The organism is Streptomyces sp. NPDC089915 (assembly GCF_040684675.1).
Taxonomy (GTDB): Bacteria; Actinomycetota; Actinomycetes; order Streptomycetales; family Streptomycetaceae; genus Streptomyces.
The window spans coordinates 22,142-39,888 of sequence record NZ_JBFBGN010000043.1 but is presented as its reverse complement, the minus strand read 5'-3'; the positions used below and the strand labels follow the sequence as shown (position 1 = coordinate 39,888).

The following is a 17,747-nucleotide window of genomic DNA, read 5'->3' as shown; positions in this document are numbered from 1 at the left end:
TAGCCGCACGCGGGCGCCAGGTCAGGCGTTGACCAGCTCGCGCTGCTTGTCCGGGTCCTCCGGGGACCCGGCCTTCCCCTCGGACTCGCCGAGGTGCTTGCGCAGGCTCTCGCCCTCCACGTCCACGTTGGGCAGGATCCGGTCCAGCCAGCCCGGCAGCCACCAGGCCTTGTGGCCGAGCAGCGCGAGCACCGCCGGCACGATCGCCATGCGCACCACGAAGGCGTCGAAGAGGACGGCGACGGCCAGGCCGAAACCGATCATCTTGACCATCGCGTCGCTCGCGCCCAGGAAGCCCGAGAACACGGCGATCATGATGACCGCGGCGGCCACGACCACACGCGCGCTGAACTGGAAGCCGGTCACCACGGCCTGGCCCGGGCGCTCGCCGTGGACGTACGCCTCCCTCATCCGGGTGACGAGGAAGACCTCGTAGTCCATCGCCAGGCCGAAGACGACGCCCACCATGAAGATCGGCATCATCGACATGATCGGACCGGTCTGCTCCACCCCGAACACGGAGCCGAGCCAGCCCCACTGGAACACCGCGACGACCGCGCCGAGGGCCGCGACGACCGACAGCAGGAAGCCGAGGGCCGCCTTCAGCGGCACCAGGATCGAGCGGAACACCAGCATCAGCAGCAGGAACGCCAGTCCGACCACGAGCGCCAGGTAGGGCAGCAGCGCGTCGTTCATCTTCTGCGAGAAGTCGATGTTCATCGCGGTCGCGCCGGTGACGAACACGTCGCCGCCGTTACCCGCGCGGATCTTGTGGACCAGGTCCTCGGTCTCGGTCGAGGACGGGCGCTCCTTCGGGATCACGCTGATGACAGCGGCGTCCTTGGCCTCGTTCTGGTGCGGCGGGGTCACCGCGACCACGCCCTCCAGCCCCTTGATCCGGTCGACGGTCTTGTCGGCGAGCGCCTTGTCGCCGTCCACGACCACCATCAGCGGACCGTTGAAGCCGGGGCCGAAGCCCTCGGACAGCATGTCGTACGCCTTGCGCTGGCTGGTGGAGACCGGCTTGGAGCCGTCGTCCGGCAGGCCCATCTCCAGCTTGCTCGCCGGCACCGCGATGGCGCCGAGGCCGACCACACCGGCCAGCAGCACCGTCACCGGGCGGCGCAGTACGAAGCGGGCCCAGCGGGTACCGCCGTTGGGCTTGGCCTCGGCACCGTCGGGACGGCCCTTGCCGAAGAGCCGGCTCTTCTTGCCGGCGGGCAGCACCTTCTTGCCCGCGAAGCCGAGGATCGCCGGGACCAGCGTCAGGGCGACGAGCACCGCGATGACCACCGTTCCGGCGGCCGCGACACCCATCTTCGTCAGCATCGGGATGTTGACGACGGCCAGGCCCACCAGGGCGATGACCACGGTCAGACCGGCGAAGACGACCGCGGACCCGGCGGTTCCGGCGGCGCGGCCGGCGGCTTCGTCGCGCTCGCGGCCCTCGGCGAGCTCCACGCGGTAGCGGGAGACGATGAACAGCGCGTAGTCGATGCCGACCGCGAGGCCGATCATCATCGCGAGGGTGGAGGTGGTGGAGCCGAGGTCCAGCACGTTGGCGAGCGCGGTGATCGAGGAGACGCCGATCCCGACGCCGATCAGCGCGGTCAGCAGCGGCAGCCCGGCCGCGACCAGCGAGCCGAAGGTGATGACCAGCACGATGCCGGCGATCAGGATGCCGATGGCCTCGCCGGAGCCCGTCTCGGGGGCCTCCATCAGCGCGTCGCCGCCGATCTCCACCTGGAGGCCGGCCTTCTGCGCGTCGTGCCCGGAGTCCTTGAGGGCGTCACGCGTGACGTCCTTCAGCTCCATACCGCTGACCTTGTACTTCACCGTGATGTAGGTGGTGGAGCCGTCCTGGCTCACCGCCTGCATCTGGTAAGGGTCGTCGACGGTGGCGACCTGCGCGGCGCCCTCGCCCTGCTTCAGGCCGGAGATGAGCTTCTGGACCTCGGACTTGGGGCCCTGGTCGGTGACCTTGGCGCCGGCTGGGGCCTTGACGACGATCCGGGCGGTCGCGCCGTCGGCGGACATGCCCGGGAACTTCTTGTCCAGCAGGTCGAAGGCCTTCTGGGCCTCGGTGCCGGGGATCGAGAACGAACCGGAGGTCGGCGCGGCGGCCGTCGCGGCGCCGAAGCCCGCGGCGAACAGCAGCGCCACCCATATGAGGGCGACGAGGCCGCGGCGCCTGAAGGCGCCGCGCCCGAGCCGGTAGAGGAAGGTGGCCACGTCGTGGTTCTCCCGTTTCAGGTCGTGGGATGGATCCTGCGCCCGCGCGGACCGGGGGTGCGCGCGGGCGGATCAGGGCGTGTAGAGCCGGCCCGACGACGAGAGCGGCGTGTCAGGAGCAGCAGGCGGTCTTGCTGGGGTGCGGGGAGGTGCGGGGACTCAGACGCCGAGGGCGGGGAAGACCACGGCGTCGATGAACTGGGTGAGGAACGCCCGGTCGACGGACCGGTCCTCGATCAGCGGGAGCGCGATGAACGCCCCGATGAGCATGTGCGGCACGAAGTCCAGCGCCGGACAGTCCGGACGGACCTCGCCCCGCTCCACCGCGCGCCGGAGCATGGCCTGGAGACCGTTGATCTCCGGGTCGACGAGCAGGTCGCGCAGCGCCCGGTGCAGCTCCGGGCTCTCGTGGACGGCATGGGCCAGACCCCGCATCAGGGCGGTGTCCTTGGCCATCTGCGCGTCGTCGGAGTGCGCGACCATCCGTGCGAAGTCCCCGCGCAGGGTGCCCGTGTCGATCTCCCCCAGGGAGACCGGCTGGGCGCACCGGAGGGCCTTCGCGACCAGCTCCGGCTTGCTCCCCCACTGGCGGTAGAGGGTGGCCTTGCTGGATTTCGTACGGGCGGCGACCGCGTCCATGGTCAGCGCCTCGTATCCGACCTCGCGGAGGAGGTCGAGGACCGCCCCGTGGAGTTCGGCCTCCCGCTCGGGGGTGATCCGGCTGCGCCGCGCCGACATCGCGTCGGAGACCCGGCAGCTTCCCTTCATCACGACCACCCATCCGAACGAAACGGTTTCGTACACCTGAGAGCCTACCCGCGCCCTTAACGAAACGAAACCGTTCCGTTTCGCTTCGGCGGTGGCGTCGGTCACACACCGGTCACCTGTACGAGTTGCCGGGCCCCCCTGGCGCGGAAAGCATTGGGGGGTGAGTCACGACGTCGCGTACCTCCGCTTCCCGCACCTGCACGACGAACTCCTCTGCTTCGCCACCGAGGACGATCTGTGGGTCGCCCCCCTCGTCCCGGCGGGCCACAGCCCCGGCCGGGCCTGGCGGCTCACCGTCGACCGCACCCGGGTCGGCCACCCGCGCTTCTCCCCCGACGGACGGCACATCGCCTTCACCACCTGGCGCAGCCTCGACCCCGAGATCCACCTCGCCCCCGTGGACGGCGGCCCCGCGCGCCGGCTCAGCTACTGGGGCTCCACCGACACCCGCGTCTGCGGCTGGGACCCCGACGGCAACGTCCTCGCCGTCTCCTCCCACGGACAGCCGTTCTCCTACTACTCCTGGGCCTACAAACTGCCCACCGACGGCAGCCCCGGCGGCCGCCTGCCCTGGGGCCCGGTCTCCGACATCCAGGTCGCCGACGTCGACGGCGAACACCACAGCCTGCTGCTGACCGGCAAACCCCCGCACGAGCCCGCCGCCTGGAAGCGCTACCGCGGCGGCGCCACCGGACGGCTCTGGCTGCACGGCAAACGCCTGCTGGAGGACATCGAGGGCCACCTGGAGGCCCCCATGTTCGTCGGCGGCCGCATCGCCTTCCTCTCCGACCACGAGGGCGTCGGCAACCTCTACTCCTGCCTGCCCGACGGCACCGGCCTGCGCCGCCACACCGACCACGAGGAGTTCTACGCCCGCCACGCCTCCAGCGACGGCTCGCGCGTGGTCTACCAGTGCGCCGGCGACCTCTGGCTCGTCGACTCCCTCGCCGAGGACGCCTCCCCGCGCCGGCTCGACGTCCGGCTCGGCGGGCCGCGCGCGGGACGGCGTACGTACCAGGTGCCCGCGGCCAGCAACGTCGACTCGCTGTCCGTCGACACCACCGGCCGGGCCAGCGCCGTCGTCGTCCGCGGCAGCCTGTACTGGCTCACCCACCGCGACGGCCCGGCCCGCACCATCGCCGACACCCCCGGCGTACGGGTTCGCCTCCCCGAGATGCTCGGCGGCGGCGGCCAGGTCGCCTACGTCACCGACGCCGAGGGCGAGGACGCCGTCGAGATCGCCTACCTGCCCCGCGCCTCCGGGGAGCGCGAGCCGCGCCGGCTCGCCTCGGGCGAGCTGGGCCACGTCACGGAACTGCTGTCGGACCCGGCCGGCGAACGGCTCGCCATCGCCTCCAACGACGGACGGCTGCTGCTCCTCGACGCGACGGAGGAGTCCAACGGCGAGGTCACCGAGCTGATCCGCTCCATCAACGGGCCGGTCACCGACCTCGCCTTCTCCCCCGACGGCTGCTGGCTGACCTGGTCGCACCCGGGCATCGGCCGCTCGCTGCGGCAGATCAAGATGGCGAAGATCTCCGGGCCGGGCGCGCGCGTCGTCGTCGACGTCACCAACGGCAGGTTCGTGGACGAGAACCCGGTTTTCACCCGGGACGGCCGCTACCTCGCCTTTCTGTCCTGGCGCGGGTTCGACCCGGTGTACGACGTCCACACCGGCGACCTCTCCTTCCCGCTGGGCTGCCGCCCCTACCTGGTGCCCCTGTCCTCCGCCACCCCCTCCCCCTTCGCCTTCTCCCCCGACGGCCGCCCGGCGGCGGGCGGGCTCGACCCCGTCGAGGGGGAGCCCGGGGAGGCCGACGGGACGGTGACCGTGGAGGTCGAGGGGCTGGAGAGCCGGGTCACGCCCTTCCCCGTGACCGCCTCGAAGTACTCGGCCCTGCACCCCGTCAACGGCGGCGGACTGGTGTGGCTGCGCTGGCCCATCTCCGGCGCGCTCGGCGAGACCTTCGCCAACCCGGCCGACACCAGCGGCAAGCCCACGCTGGAACACTTCGACATGACCAAGGCCCGCAAGGCCGAACTGGCCTCCGGACTGGACTGGTTCGAGGTCAGCGGCGACGGCACCCGGCTCGTCGTCAACGACGACGGTGACCTCCGCGCCGTGCCGGCCACCGAATCGGGTGACGGCGACTCCACCGTCTACCTCGACCTGCGCCGCATCCTGCACGAGGTGGACCCGGCCGCCGAGTGGCGGCAGGCGTACGAGGAGGCCGGCCGGCTCATCCGCGCGTACTTCTGGGAACCGAACATGTGCGGCATCGACTGGGACGCGGTGCTCACCCAGTACCGCCCCCTGGTCGAACGGGTCGCCTCCCCCGACGAGTTCGCGGACCTGCTGCGCGAGGTCCTGGGCGAACTCGGCACCTCGCACGCGTACGTCTCCCCCGCCCGCCGCAACGAGGGCCCGCCCCACTACCAGCGGGCGATCGGCCTGCTCGGCGTCAACCTGCTGCGCCGGGAGGAGGGGTGGGTGGTCGCACGGATCCTGCCCGGCGAGTCCTCCGACTCCAAGGCCCGCTCCCCGCTCGCCGGCACCGGCATCCGCGACGGCGCGGTGCTCACCCACGTCGACGGCCGGGCCGTGGACCCGGTCGCCGGCCCCTACCCGCTGCTCGCGGCGGCCGGGGGCACCACCGTGGAGCTGACGTTCACCCCGGCCGAGGGCGAGGGCCGCTCCCGGCGCGTCGCGGTCGTACCGCTGGTCGACGAACGGCCGCTGCGCTACCAGGACTGGGTGTCCAAGCGCCGCGCCGTGGTCCGCGAGGTCAGCGGCGGCCGCTGCGGCTACCTGCACATCCCCGACATGGGCGGCTCGGGCTGGGCGCAGTTCAACCGCGACCTGCGGATGGAGATGTCCCGGCCCGCCCTGATCGTGGACGTACGGGGCAACGCAGGCGGCCACATCAGTGAACTCGTCGTCGAGAAACTCACCCGATCGATTCTGGGCTGGGACCTGACGCGCGACGCCCAGCCGGTCAGCTACGCCTCCAACGCGCCGCGCGGGCCGATCGTGGCCCTGGCCGACGAGGCGACCTCCTCCGACGGGGACATGATCACCGCCGCGTTCAAGCTGCTCGGCCTGGGCCCCGTGGTGGGCCAGCGCACCTGGGGCGGAGTGGTCGGCATGACCGGCCGGCACACCCTCGGCGACGGCACGGTCATCACGGTGCCGATGAACGCGGCCTGGTTCCCGGAGTACGGCTGGTCGGTCGAGAACCACGGGGTGGAACCGGACCTGGAGATCATGCGCACCCCGCTCGACTGGGCGGAGGGCCGGCACGCCCAGCTGGACGACGCGGTGTACCTGGCGCTGGAACTCCTGGAACAGGACCCGGCCGCGATCCCGCCCGGCTACACGGACGTCCCGGACGGCCGCCGCCCGAAGCTGCCGCCGCGGCCGTAGCCCGGCGCCGGCGCAGGGGGCACGAGCGCAGGGGCGCGACCCGCCGGAGGTGCGGGTCGCGCCACCCGGCGCCGTGACACCGGTGATGTCGACTTAGCGACTCTGTGAGCGCTCCTGCTCGTCGGCGGCCCCGCCCGCGCCCACCAGCCCCTTGGGCACGCCGGCCAGCCGGGGTTCGAACCGCTTCATCTCGCGCTGCCCGCCCGCCGCGATGAGCGCCGGCAGGTAGCCGCGTACGCCCTGCATGCCGCGCAGCCACCACTGCGCGTACACGTGCGCCGAGCGCCGCTCGATGCCGGCGACGATCCGGTCCACGGCCGGGCCGAGCGGGTAGGTCCGGTTGGCCGGCCAGGGCAGGCGTCCGCGCAGCTCGCGCATGACGTCGTGCTGGTCGGCGCCGCGCACCATGTCGGTGTCGGTCCAGGAGAGGTAGCCGACGCCGACCTTGACGCCCTTGTAGCCGACCTCGGCGCGCAGGCAGTGCGCGAAGGCCTCGACCCCGGACTTGGAGGCGCAGTAGGCGCTCATCATCGGCGCGGGGGTGATCGCGGCGAGCGAGGCGATCTGGAGGAAGTAGCCGCGGCTCTCCATGAGGACGGGCAGGAAGGCGCGGGCGGTGACCGCGCCGCCGACCAGGTTGACCTCGATCACCCGCCGCCAGGCCTCCGGGTCGGAGTCGGCGAAGGGGCCGCCGGAGGCGACGCCCGCGTTGGCGACGACGATGTCCACCTTGCCGAAGCGCCGCTTGACCTCCTGCGCCACCCGGGCCATCGCCTCGTGGTCGGTGACGTCGGCGTACCAGTGGTCGCTGTCGCCGTGCAGCCGTTCGGCGACCTCCTTGAGGGCCTCCGGCTCCAGTCCGACGAGCGCGACCTTCGCGCCGCGCGCGGACAGCTTGCGGGCGAGCAGTTCGCCGACCCCGCGGGCGGCGCCGGTGATGACGGCGACCTGGCCTTCCAGACTCCTGCGAGCGCTCACGGCGTCTTCTCCTTCTCGGTGTCGGTGGTGGTCGCGGCCGGGGCCGCCGGGGTGGCCGGGGCCGCCGGCGCCGGCGCGGTCAGGTAGCGGGACGTCAACTCGCGCAGGGCGGAACTCACCGCTTCGGGTGCCTCGACGGGGGTCATGTGCCCCATCCCGGTGAGTTCGGTCAGCCCCACGCAGTCCGGCAGCGCGGCCGCGAGCCGGCGGGCGTGCACGACGGGGGTCAGCCGGTCGTCGCGGCCGACGATGACGGCGGTCGGAACCGCCAGCCCCGCCACCCCCGCGTCCAGGTCGAGGCCGGCCAGCACGTGCGACCAGGCGCGGCGCACCCCGGCGGGGCAGCCGTGGACGATCCGGGCGCAGGCCTCCACCCGCTCGGGCGCGGATCCCGGGCCCATGGTCGCGTACTTGAGCACCGCCCGGGTGGCCGACGTGACGGGCCCGAGCGGGGCGGGCGACCCCAGCAGCCCGCGGGTGATACGGGTCCGGGCGCGCCCGGGGCGCAGCGGCAGCACGGTCGCCTCCGCGACCAGCCGCGAGCTGCCGGTGCTGCACAGCAGGGCGGCCGCGGCGTGTTCGGTGAACCGGGGGCGTCCGGCGGCGGCCATGACGGTCATGCCGCCCATGGAGTGCCCGGCGATCACGGCCCGTTCGCCGCGGCCGAGGGTGGCCTCCAGTACGGCGACCAGGTCGTCGGCGAGGGCGTCCGTGCCGTACGAGGCGGCGGCCGGGCTGCGGCCGTGGCCGCGCTGGTCGTAGGCGATGACCCGGTGGTCGTGGGCCAGGTCCCGGATCTGGGCGGCCCAGAAGGCGGTGGAGCAGGTCCAGCCGTGGGAGAGGACGACGGCCGGGGCGCCTTCGGGTCCGTGCACCTCGACGTGCAGACGGGACCCGTCGGCGGAGACGGCGGCCAGTTCGCGGGCGGCGGCCGGCGGGGCGTACCGCCCGGCGGTGACGTGCGGCGGGCGGCTCACTCCGCGCCCTCGCCGTCGGCGGCGGCCGTGGCGGCCGAGGTGGTCGCGGCCGCGGGGGCCGGAACCCGCGCGGGCCGGTCCTCGCCCGCCCGTACCCGTACGACCTCGTACTCGGCCAGGTCGACCGTCAACGTCGCGCGCCGGAACTCACCCGTCGTGCCCGGCCACACCGTGGTGTTGCGGCCCTGTGCGTCCAGGTACCAGCTGGTGCAGCCGCCGGTGTTCCAGACCGTCCGCTCCATCCGCGCCTGCACGTGCCGGTTCCACTGGTTGACGGCGGAGGGGCGGGCGGCGAGCGCGGTGCGCCCGCCGCGGCCGCCGCCTCCGAGGAGCGACAGCTGGCGCAGGTAGTCCGCCATGTAGTTCAGCTGGGACTCGATCATCAGGATCATCGAGCTGTTGCCGAGACCGGTGTTCGGTCCGATGATCGTCATCCAGTTGGGGAAGCCGGCGGCCGTCGCCCCGCGCAGCGCCTGCATCCCGCCCTTCCAGGTGTCGGCGAGGGTCTGCCCGTCCGCGCCGACGACGCGGTCGGCGATCGGCATGTCGGTGACGTGGAACCCGGTGCCGAAGATGATCGCGTCGACCTCGGTCTCCGTCCCGTCCTCGGCGACCAGGACCGAGCCCCGGATCTCCTTCAGCCCGGAGGCGACCAGGTCCACGTCGGGCCGCGCGAGCGCCGGGTAGTACTCGCTGGAGAGCAGGATCCGCTTGCAGCCGATGCGGTACGAGGGCGTCAGCTTGGCCCGCAGCACCGGGTCCTTGATGGAGCGCGCCATATTGGCCTTGGCCAGCGATTCGATGAGCCCGAGCTGGTTGGGCCGCTTGGTGAAGGCGCTGACCTGCAGTTCCCGGATCCCCCACAGCAGCCCGCGCCGGGCGGCCTGGGTGAAGGGCAGCTGGCGGTGCAGCCGGCGTTCGAGGGAGCTGATGGCCCGGTCGGTGCGGGGCATGACCCACGGGGGCGTGCGCTGGAAGAGGGTGAGGCGCTGCGTCCGCGGGGCGATCGCGGGCACGATCTGGATCGCGGAGGCGCCCGTGCCGATCATCGCGACGCGCTTGCCGCTCAGGTCGTAGTCGTGGTCCCAGCGCGCGGAGTGGAACACCTTGCCGGGGAACCCGTCCAGCCCGGGGACGTCCGGCGTCTTCGGGTCGGACAGCGGCCCGGTCGCCGAGACCACGACGTCGGCCGTGAACGCGCCCGCCGAGGTGTCGATCTCCCAGTGGAGCTCCTCGGTGTCCCAGCGCATCATCAGGACCTCGTGGCCGAAGCGGATGTGCGGGCGCAGCCCGAAGGTGTCGGCGACGTGTTCCAGGTAGGCGCGGATGGCCGGCTGCCCGGAGAAGGTGCGGGGCCAGTCGGGGTTGGGTGCGAAGGAGAAGGAGTAGAGGTGCGAGGGGACGTCGCAGGCGCACCCGGGGTAGCTGTTGTCCCGCCAGGTGCCGCCGACGGAGTCGGCCCGTTCCAGGACGACGAAGTCCGTGATCCCCTCGCGCCGCAGCCGCACGGCCGCGCCGAGTCCGCCGAACCCGGACCCGATCACCGCCACCCGTACGTGCTCGCGTCCGTGCCCGTGCCCGTCCATGCCGCTCATGCCCGCCGCCTCCCGCTTCCGCAGTCCGTCCCAGCCACGCCAAGCCACGCCGTCACACTCATCGCAACGCTGCCAGCAATCACTGGCACAATCGGGAGGGTAGAGCAGCCCAGTACTCATGGGTAGGGGTAGCGCCCGGAAAGTTACCGGGGGTACGCCCTAGGCTGCGCATGTGGAGACCCGGGGGACGTGGGAGGCGGAGGCGGCTGTGACGCGCGAGTACCGGACGCAGGAGCTGGCCGAGGCGGCCGGCATCCCGGTGCGCACCCTGCGCTTCTACCGCGAGCGCAGGCTGCTGCCGCCACCCCGCCGCGAGGGCCGCATCGCCTGGTACGACGACCAGCACCTGGCCCGGCTGCGCACCATCGCCGCCCTCCTGGAACGCGGCCACACCCTCGGCGGCATCGCGGAACTGACCGCCGCGTTCGAGAAGGGCCGCGACGTCGGCCAGCTCGGCGAGCTGCTCGGCATGGGCTGGTCGGAGGAGACCCCCGTACGGCTGACGCCCGAGGCCCTGGCCGACTACTTCGAGGGCGAGGCCACCCCGGAGAACCTGGCGGCCTCCCTCGACCTCGGCTACCTCGCCGCCGACGGCGAGGAGATCGTGCACGTCAGCCGGCGCCTCCTCGACGCCTCCTCGGCCCTGGTCCGCGAGGGCGTACCGCTCGCGGCGGTCCTGGAGACCGGCCGCCTGGTGCGCGAGCACGCGGACGCGCTGGCGGCGCTGTTCACCGACCTGATCACCGCGCGCCTCGGGGAGGAGGCCGTCACACGGCTGCGCCCGCTGGCCAAGAGCGTGGTCGAGGCCGAGCTCACGATGGCGATGGACCGCCTCCAGCAGCGCCGCGGCCCCGGCCCGGGGCAGGGCCCGCACCCGCCGCACGCCCCGCACGGCCCCGGGACGTCTCAGACGCCGAGCTCGTAGACCACGGTCACCGGCGCGTGGTCCGACCACCGCTCCGGGTGCGTCTCGGCCCGCTCGACGAACGCCTTGACGGCCTTGGCGGCCAGCCCCGGCGTCGCGACCTGGAGGTCGATGCGCCAGCCGGCGTCGTTGTCGAAGGCCCGCCCGCGGTAGGACCACCAGGAGTACGGGCCCTCCGTGTCGGGGTGCAGCCCGCGCACGACGTCCGCGTACCCGGCCTCCGAGTAGACCTTCCCGAGCCACTCCCGCTCCTCGGGCAGGAAGCCGGCGTTCTTCCGGTTGGTCTTCCAGTTCTTGAGGTCGGCCTCCTGGTGGCAGATGTTCCAGTCGCCGCACACCACGACCTCGCGCCCGTCGGCGGCCGCCCGCTCCTTCAGCGCCCGGAGGTAGGTGTCGAACTCCGCCATGAAGCGGTACTTCTCCTCCTGCTTCTCCGTCCCGGCCTCGCCGGAGGGCAGGTAGAGGCTCGCCACGGTCACCCCGGGCAGGTCGATCTCGATGTACCGCCCGCTCGTGTCGAACTCGTCACTGCCGAAGCCCACCTGTACCCGTTCAGGTGACTTGCGCGTATACAGGGCGACGCCGGCCCGGCCCTTCGCGGCGGCCGGAGCGAACACGGTGTGCCAGCCCTCGGGCTCCCGGGCCTCCACCGGAATCTGCGCTTCCTCGGCCCGTACCTCCTGGAGGCACACGACGTCGGCGTCGGATCCGGCGAGCCACTCCACGAAGCCCTTCTTGGCGGCGGCGCGGATCCCATTCACATTCACGGAGGTCACGGTGAGCATCCCAGCACGATAACCGCAGCCTTCCGTACGATGTTCGGATGTCTCACGGGATACACCTGCGCGCCGTACCGTACGACCACCCCGACGCGCTGAAACTCGACGCCCAGGTACAGCTCGAATACCAGGCCCGCTACGACGGCGAGGGCGACGCCACCTTCCTCGACCCGGCGATGTTCGTCCCGCCGGCCGGGCTCTACCTGCTCGCCTACGACGCCGCGGACACCCCGGTGGCGAGCGGCGGCTGGCGTGCCCAGGATCACAACGACGAGGGCTACTCGGACGGCGACGCCGAGGTGAAGCGCATGTACGTCGTCCCCGCGGCCCGCGGGACCGGACTGGCCCGCCGCATCCTGGCCGAACTGGAGGCCGACGCGACGGCGGCCGGACGCCGCCGGATGGTCCTGGAGACGGGCGACCAGCAGCCGGAGGCGATCGCGCTGTACCTGTCGTCGGGGTACGCGGAGTCGGCGAAGTTCGGCTACTACCGCCACCACGACTCCAGCATGTGCATGACCAAACCCCTCCCCTCCTCCGGCGCCCCCGCCTGAACCACTCCAGCCCAGGCCCCGCCTGGGCCACCCCGGCCCCCGGCCCCAGCCCCGCCGGGGGTCCGCCCCGACCCCCGACCCCGGCCCTGCCGGGGCGCCGCCCCGCCCCCGGCCGCCCGGCCCCCAGCCGGCCCCTACCGCCCGAGCCACACCGCCGGGTCGCTCCCCCACCGCGACGGCCCCCGCCCCCACTCCCCGAGCGGGCTCGCGGCGTGCCGCAGCGCCCCGTACCCCGAAGCCGCCTCCCGCAGCCACGGCCCGGCCTCGCACCCCGGCACCCCGGCCCCCGCCCCGGGCACGTCCCGCACCAGCCACGACGCCGTCCCCGCCAGGGAGAACCGCAGCAGCCCCCCGGCCCCGCCCGCCAGGGCCCGCAGCACGCCCGCCGCCATCAGGTACCCCGTCCCGTGGTCCAGCGCCTGCGCCGGCAGCACCCCCGGCGCCCCGTCCGGGCCCGCGCACCGCGCGGCGATCCCGTACCCGGCCTGCACCAGCGAGTCGAACCCCCGCCGCCCGGCCCACGGCCCGCGCCACCCCCACGCGCACAGCTCGGCCACCACCAGCCCCGGACGCCGCTCCAGCAACTGCTCCCCGCCCAGCCCGAACCGCTCCAGCGCCCCCGGCCGGTACCCCGTCACCACCACGTCGGCCCCGTCGAGCAGCCCCTCCAGCACCGCCCGGCCCTCCGGCCGCGCGAGGTCCACCAGCGCGGACCGCTTCCCGAAGCCGGTGTCCGCGTACGCGTCGTCCGCCTCCGCCAGCCCGGGCGCGTCGATCCGCAGCACGTCCGCCCCCAGCACGCCCAGCGTGCGGGTGGCCACCGGACCGGCGATGACCCGGGTCAGGTCCAGCACCCGCACCCCGGCGGCCGCGGGCCCCGCCCCCACGGCCGCCGGCTCGCGCGCGTCCCCCCGTACCCACTCCACCAGCGGCTGCGGCTCCCCGTACTCGGGCGCCACCGCGACGGCCAGCCCGCCCCCGGCGTAGACCAGCTCCTGCACCTCCACCGCGCCGCGGGCCCCGATCGCCCCGCGCACCGCCTCCGGCGTCGCGGGCACGCCCAGCGCCCGTACGAGGGCCGCCTCGTGGTGCGGATAGTTGGCGTGGGTGCGCACCCACCCGTCGGCCGCCCGCCAGAACCCCGACAGCGGCGCGAAGCCCTCCGGCGCCCGGCCCTCCACCCGCAGGTGCCGCTCGCTGACGAACGCCGTCGCCACGGCCCCCTCGTCCACCACCACGGGCTCCGCGTCCAGCGCCGTCCCCCCGGCCCGTACGGCGGCCAGCTCGGCCGCCGCGAGCGCGCACACCCCGACGGCGGCCCGCGCCGCCTCCCTCACCGGAAGCGGCCCCTCCAGGCCGCTGGGCCCCCGGTAACCCACCCGCCCGGCGAGCCCGTCCGCCCCGCCGAGTGCCTCCCACGCCTGCGCCGTGGCGCCGTCCTGGCTCGTCATGCGCCCAGTGTGACGTGACACCCCTTCAGGAAGACACGAGGGTCCCGCCCGGCCCCGATCCCCCCGGAGCCGGGCCTCAGACACGGGCTTCAGACACGGGTGTCGGGGGCCGGTGCGGCGGACAGGACGAGCCGGTCCATTCCGATGATCGGAAGAGCCGTCAGGAAGGCGCCCGTCACGCCGATCCACAGGCAGGGCACGACGCCGATGTGCGAGCCGAGCCAGCCGGCCAGGACGGCGGCCACGGGCATGCTCCCCCACACCACGAAGCGGATGGAGGCGGTCATCCGGGCCAGCATGTCCTTGGGGCAGACCCGCTGCCGCACGCTCACCTGCGCGATGTTGAAGGTCACCGCACCCCAGGTCATACCGAACTGCCCGAGGACGAGCAGGGCGACGGGGACCGCGGACCCGGAACCCCCGAGGGTTCCGGCCAGCGGGAAGGCCACCATGGAGACACCCGCCAGCACGAGGCCGACCGCCATGACCCTGCCCGCGTCGAACCGGGCGCGGACCTTCGGGAGGGTGAGGGAGGCCAGCAGGCCGCCGAGCGTGCCGACGCCGAGGACGACGCCCATGACCGTGGAGCCCAGCCCCAGCGTCCGCAGGATGAGCAGGGGCGTCAGCGTCATGGTGATGGTGGCGAAGAAGTTCGACACCCCCACCGATACGCACAGCCGCCGCAGCACCGGGCTGCCCACGACGAACCGGACCCCGGCCAGGATGTCCCGCGTCAGCCGCGAATCCCCTCCCGCCGTCTCGCGGCGGGACGCCTCGGTGTCCTTGACCGTCGCCAGGAAGCCGGCGCACACCACGTAGGCGACCGCGTCGACGGCGATCACCACGGGCGCGCTCAGCGCCTTGAGGAGGAGTCCCGCCGCGGCCGGCCCGCCGGCCGCGGATATCTGGGCCGACGACTCCAGCCGTGCGTTCGCCCGTTCGATGTCCTCGTCGGGGACGATGAAGGGCACGTACGACTGGTACGCGACGTCGAAGAAGACCGAGGCGACCCCGACGATCACCGCGATGGCGTACAGCCACCCGAGCGAGAGCCGGTCGAACGCCCACAGCACGGGGACACCGGCCAGCACGACGGCGCGTACCACGGCCGCCCTGATCATCGTGGTCCGCTTGGACCACCGGTCGACCCACACCCCGGCCGGCAGGCCGATCAGCAGGTAGCACACGGTGAGCGCGGCGGTCAGGTATCCGACCTGCGCCGGCCCGGCGTGCAGGGTGTCGATCGCCACCACGGGCAGGGCCACCAGGCCGAAGCGCTGGCCGACCTGCGACGCGGTCTGCGCGGTCCAGAACCGGAGGAACCCGCCGCCGCCCACGTCCGCCGCGGTGGCATCGGACACGGAGGCGCTCATCAGGCCGCCACCCGGTTCGCCGGGCGGCCGGCCGTCAGGTTCCTCACGAGTCCGGGGGTGAACCCGGAGCCCGGGTCCCGAACGATCCGGCTGAACTGGCGGTTGTCGAAGGGATGGAAAACGGGGTGCGGCAAATTGGTCGTCCCTCACTACGAGTTCGTCGTCAGGCAGGTGCTCGTCGATGAAACTTCGATGTACGCGTACGGGCGGTACCCGCGGGTCCGGCAACAGGTCCTCCGGCGGGTCGCCACGCCGCTCATCGCCTGGTGCGCGTCCGTGTGAGCCGCCAGGAGCGGGGCCGGGCGCCGGCTCGCTTCCCGCGAAGGGCCGGAAGTCCGAGTCGACGAGGCCGTTCTGCGCAGCCTTTCTCTGCTTCGGCGACCTACCGGGCAGGCGTTGACGGCCGGATATCAGCCGGGACGTCCCCCCTGCTCGAAAATCGAGGGCGTCGCTTTCAATGTTGCGATCATCGCCGACGGAGAAAGGCCGGACCAGAGGTCCCGGCCGGCACATTCCGCCCGTGAACGGTTCATGCCGGGGCCGTAGGGGGCGCTCGCACGCGGCCATCACCGCGAACACGCCCCGGAAACGCCGAGATCCCGCCCCGCCTTTCGGCGGAACGGGATCTCGTGACGATTCTTGAGAGCTACTCAAGAACTGTCGTCTGTGGACCTGTGGGGATTTGAACCCCAGACCCCCTCGATGCGAACGAGGTGCGCTACCAGACTGCGCCACAGGCCCTTGCGACGTGTGAAACATTAGCATCCCCGCGCCGCTGCTCCAAAACGCGTTCCCGGCCGGCGGCCCGTCGGCCGCGGGCGCCGCGCCCGGCGGGGTCGGTGCAGGTCACCCGCCGGATGCCCGGGGCGTCACTCGTTCGCGGCGCGCGGCCGCTCGTCGCTCTCGTACTGGTCGAACAGCGGGGTACGCCCTGCCTCGCGGCCGCGCGGGCGCGGGGGTGCCGGCTGGGGCCGGGGGTCGGGCTTCGCGGGGGCCGGGCCCGGCTGGGCGCGCAGGCGCGGGTTGGTCGGCTCCGCGGTGCTGGAACGGGTCGCGCTCCAGCCGTCCGGGTTGACCGGCCCGGTGGCGCGCGGGGCGACGGGCGCGGTCACGTACGTCGGCAGCGGGACCGGTACGGGCTCCCAGCTGTCGCCGCGCGCCGGGCCGCGCTCGCGCTCGCGCTGCTGGTCGACCCACTCGGCGTGGTCGGTCTGCTCGACGAGCGCGCGACGGCCGGCCTCCTGGGGGGACACCGGCGGCGCGGGGTCGGGCTCGGCGGCGCCGGCCGGCTCGGGGTCACGATCGCGGTCGCGGTCACGGTGGCGGCCGCGGCTCTCGCGCAGGGCGCGGGCCGCCGCCTCGGCGCGCCGCCGGTCCATGGTGAACTCGTAGCGCCGGCGCTCCTGGACCCTCAGGTGCACGATGTACGCGCTCAGCAGCAGGGCCGGCACGGCCGGGGCCCACAGGTAGCGCAGCCCGCCGACGGCCGCGGCGATCGCGCCGCCGCTGAAGGCGAGGAAGAGGAGGGCCGTGGTGCGCCGGCGGCGCGCGAGGACCTGGAGGCGCTGCTGGCGCCGGACCCGCTCGACCCGTTCGACCTCGACCGATCTCGGCTCGGCCCTGGTCGGGGACACGCCGAGGGCCCGGGCGTCGGCGTCCACGGAATTCACCGTTTCCGTCGCCGCTTCCGGGTCCGCGTGGGCCTGGGGCTCCGCCTCGACTTCACCGCGCTCACGCAGCCCCTTGGCGTAACGGCGCTCCATTCCCGCCCGGCCGGAAAGCAGCCGAATCGCGGTGGAGAAGCGTTCCGTCGGACGGGCTTCGTTCAGCTCGTCCTGCCTCCGGAGCCACATGGGCACCAAGTAGGCGGCCCAGGCCCCGACGATGACTGCGTAGATGAGGCCGCTGCTGCTCACACCCCACACCGTAGAGGGGCGCGGCCGACCGGATCAGCCAATTGGGCCGGTGTGTCGCACGATCCGGCTGATATCACCGACTTTTTTTGTGATTCTTCGGATCAGGTTATGGGCGAACCGGGCAGCAATTCGAACGCTTTTGCGATTACCGGCTTTACGGTGCGGTCGCCGGCGGCGGGCTTTCCTTCTTGCGCAGCCGGCTCCAGCGGCGCAGCAGCCCCTCCGGGACCTCCTCCGCGGTGAGCGCGAAGACCAGGTGGTCGCGCCACGCCCCGTCGATATGTAGATAACGCGGCCGCAGCCCCTCCTCCCGGAAGCCCAGCTTCTCGACCACCCGCCTGCTGGGGCCGTTCTCCGGACGGATGCACACCTCCATGCGGTGCAGCCCGACCTTCAGGAAGCAGTGGTCCACGGCGAGCGCGACGGCCGTCGGCATCACCCCGCGTCCGGCCACGTCGCGGTCCACCCAGTAGCCCACGTGGGCGGCGCACATCGAGCCCCAGGTGATCCCGGCGACCGTCAGCTGTCCGACCAGCCGCCCCCGGTACTCGATGACGAAGGGCAGCATCCGGCCGGCGTTCGCCTCCGCCCGCAGGTGGCGGACCATCTGCCGGTACGTCGGCCGGTGGATCACCGGCCCCCACGGCGCGGGCGGCGGGATCGTGGCCTCCCACGGCCGCAGCCAGTCGCGGTTGCGGCGGTTGACCTCGCGCCAGGCGCGCTGGTCGCGCAGTTTTATGGGCCGCAGCGTGACGTCGCCGTCCGCCAGCACCAC

Annotated in this window: 13 protein-coding genes and 1 tRNA gene; 3 read left to right on the top strand and 11 right to left on the bottom strand. The window is 73.3% G+C overall.

Annotated features, from left to right (window positions below; translation table 11 throughout):
- Positions 1–21: 21 nt before the first annotated feature.
- Positions 22–2,232, bottom strand: a complete 2,211-nt coding sequence (locus tag AB0O29_RS15940) for an MMPL family transporter (RefSeq protein WP_365151948.1) — start codon at positions 2,230–2,232, stop codon at positions 22–24.
- A gap of 159 nt (positions 2,233–2,391) precedes the next feature.
- Positions 2,392–3,000 (bottom strand): TetR/AcrR family transcriptional regulator, encoded by a 609-nt coding sequence (locus AB0O29_RS15935; RefSeq protein WP_365151946.1) that lies wholly within the window; start codon positions 2,998–3,000, stop codon positions 2,392–2,394.
- A 160-nt stretch (positions 3,001–3,160) separates the two neighbouring features.
- On the opposite strand from AB0O29_RS15935, the gene AB0O29_RS15930 reads away from it, so the two are divergent.
- On the top strand, positions 3,161–6,424 hold the full coding sequence (locus AB0O29_RS15930; protein WP_365151944.1) for a S41 family peptidase: 3,264 nt from the start codon (positions 3,161–3,163) through the stop codon (positions 6,422–6,424).
- Between the two features lie 93 nt (positions 6,425–6,517).
- Here the strand turns inward: AB0O29_RS15930 and AB0O29_RS15925 are convergent, their stop codons facing one another.
- From AB0O29_RS15925 to AB0O29_RS15915, 3 genes are read right to left on the bottom strand one after another with little or no spacing between them, the layout of a single operon-like run.
- On the bottom strand, positions 6,518–7,402 hold the full coding sequence (locus AB0O29_RS15925) for an SDR family oxidoreductase (protein WP_365151942.1): 885 nt from the start codon (positions 7,400–7,402) through the stop codon (positions 6,518–6,520).
- Positions 7,399–8,379: an alpha/beta hydrolase gene (locus tag AB0O29_RS15920; protein ID WP_365151940.1), complete on the bottom strand. Its 981-nt coding sequence runs from the start codon at positions 8,377–8,379 to the stop codon at positions 7,399–7,401. The genes AB0O29_RS15925 and AB0O29_RS15920 overlap by 4 nt, the downstream gene beginning before the upstream one ends.
- Positions 8,376–9,965 (bottom strand): NAD(P)/FAD-dependent oxidoreductase, encoded by a 1,590-nt coding sequence (locus tag AB0O29_RS15915; RefSeq protein ID WP_365151969.1) that lies wholly within the window; start codon positions 9,963–9,965, stop codon positions 8,376–8,378. The genes AB0O29_RS15920 and AB0O29_RS15915 overlap by 4 nt, the downstream gene beginning before the upstream one ends.
- Before the next feature lie 217 nt (positions 9,966–10,182).
- On the opposite strand from AB0O29_RS15915, the gene AB0O29_RS15910 reads away from it, so the two are divergent.
- Positions 10,183–10,899 carry a MerR family transcriptional regulator gene (locus AB0O29_RS15910; RefSeq protein WP_365151938.1) on the top strand — a complete coding sequence of 239 codons (717 nt, stop codon included), beginning with the start codon at positions 10,183–10,185 and terminating at the stop codon, positions 10,897–10,899.
- Here the strand turns inward: AB0O29_RS15910 and AB0O29_RS15905 are convergent.
- On the bottom strand, positions 10,881–11,684 hold the full coding sequence (locus tag AB0O29_RS15905; protein ID WP_365151936.1) for an exodeoxyribonuclease III: 804 nt from the start codon (positions 11,682–11,684) through the stop codon (positions 10,881–10,883). The two genes, AB0O29_RS15910 and AB0O29_RS15905, sit on opposite strands and share 19 nt — an antisense overlap.
- A gap of 38 nt (positions 11,685–11,722) precedes the next feature.
- On the opposite strand from AB0O29_RS15905, the gene AB0O29_RS15900 reads away from it, so the two are divergent.
- Positions 11,723–12,232, top strand: coding sequence for a GNAT family N-acetyltransferase (locus AB0O29_RS15900; RefSeq protein WP_365151934.1), 510 nt, complete (start codon positions 11,723–11,725; stop codon positions 12,230–12,232).
- A gap of 134 nt (positions 12,233–12,366) precedes the next feature.
- On the opposite strand, the gene AB0O29_RS15895 is transcribed toward AB0O29_RS15900, so the two are convergent.
- The 5 genes from AB0O29_RS15895 to AB0O29_RS15875 all read right to left on the bottom strand — a co-directional run bounded on the left by AB0O29_RS15895 (position 12,367) and on the right by AB0O29_RS15875 (position 17,747).
- Entirely contained in the window at positions 12,367–13,683 is a 1,317-nt protein-coding gene (locus AB0O29_RS15895) for a CoA transferase (protein WP_365151932.1), read from the bottom strand.
- 89 nt (positions 13,684–13,772) lie between these two features.
- Positions 13,773–15,044: an MFS transporter gene (locus AB0O29_RS15890; protein ID WP_365151930.1), complete on the bottom strand. Its 1,272-nt coding sequence runs from the start codon at positions 15,042–15,044 to the stop codon at positions 13,773–13,775.
- A gap of 679 nt (positions 15,045–15,723) precedes the next feature.
- Positions 15,724–15,797, bottom strand: a tRNA-Ala gene (locus tag AB0O29_RS15885).
- A gap of 128 nt (positions 15,798–15,925) precedes the next feature.
- Positions 15,926–16,972, bottom strand: coding sequence for a hypothetical protein (locus tag AB0O29_RS15880; protein ID WP_365151928.1), 1,047 nt, complete (start codon positions 16,970–16,972; stop codon positions 15,926–15,928).
- A 154-nt stretch (positions 16,973–17,126) separates the two neighbouring features.
- On the bottom strand, positions 17,127–17,747 hold the full coding sequence (locus AB0O29_RS15875; protein ID WP_365151926.1) for a GNAT family protein: 621 nt from the start codon (positions 17,745–17,747) through the stop codon (positions 17,127–17,129).

Coding starts and splice junctions, on each gene's coding strand:
- AB0O29_RS15935 (WP_365151946.1), bottom strand. CDS start 3,000: ATGAAGGGAAGCTGCCGGGTCTCCGACGCGATGTCGGCGCGGCGCAGC.
- AB0O29_RS15915 (WP_365151969.1), bottom strand. CDS start 9,965: ATGGACGGGCACGGGCACGGACGCGAGCACGTACGGGTGGCGGTGATC.
- AB0O29_RS15905 (WP_365151936.1), bottom strand. CDS start 11,684: ATGCTCACCGTGACCTCCGTGAATGTGAATGGGATCCGCGCCGCCGCC.
- AB0O29_RS15900 (WP_365151934.1), top strand. CDS start 11,723: ATGTCTCACGGGATACACCTGCGCGCCGTACCGTACGACCACCCCGAC.
- AB0O29_RS15895 (WP_365151932.1), bottom strand. CDS start 13,683: ATGACGAGCCAGGACGGCGCCACGGCGCAGGCGTGGGAGGCACTCGGC.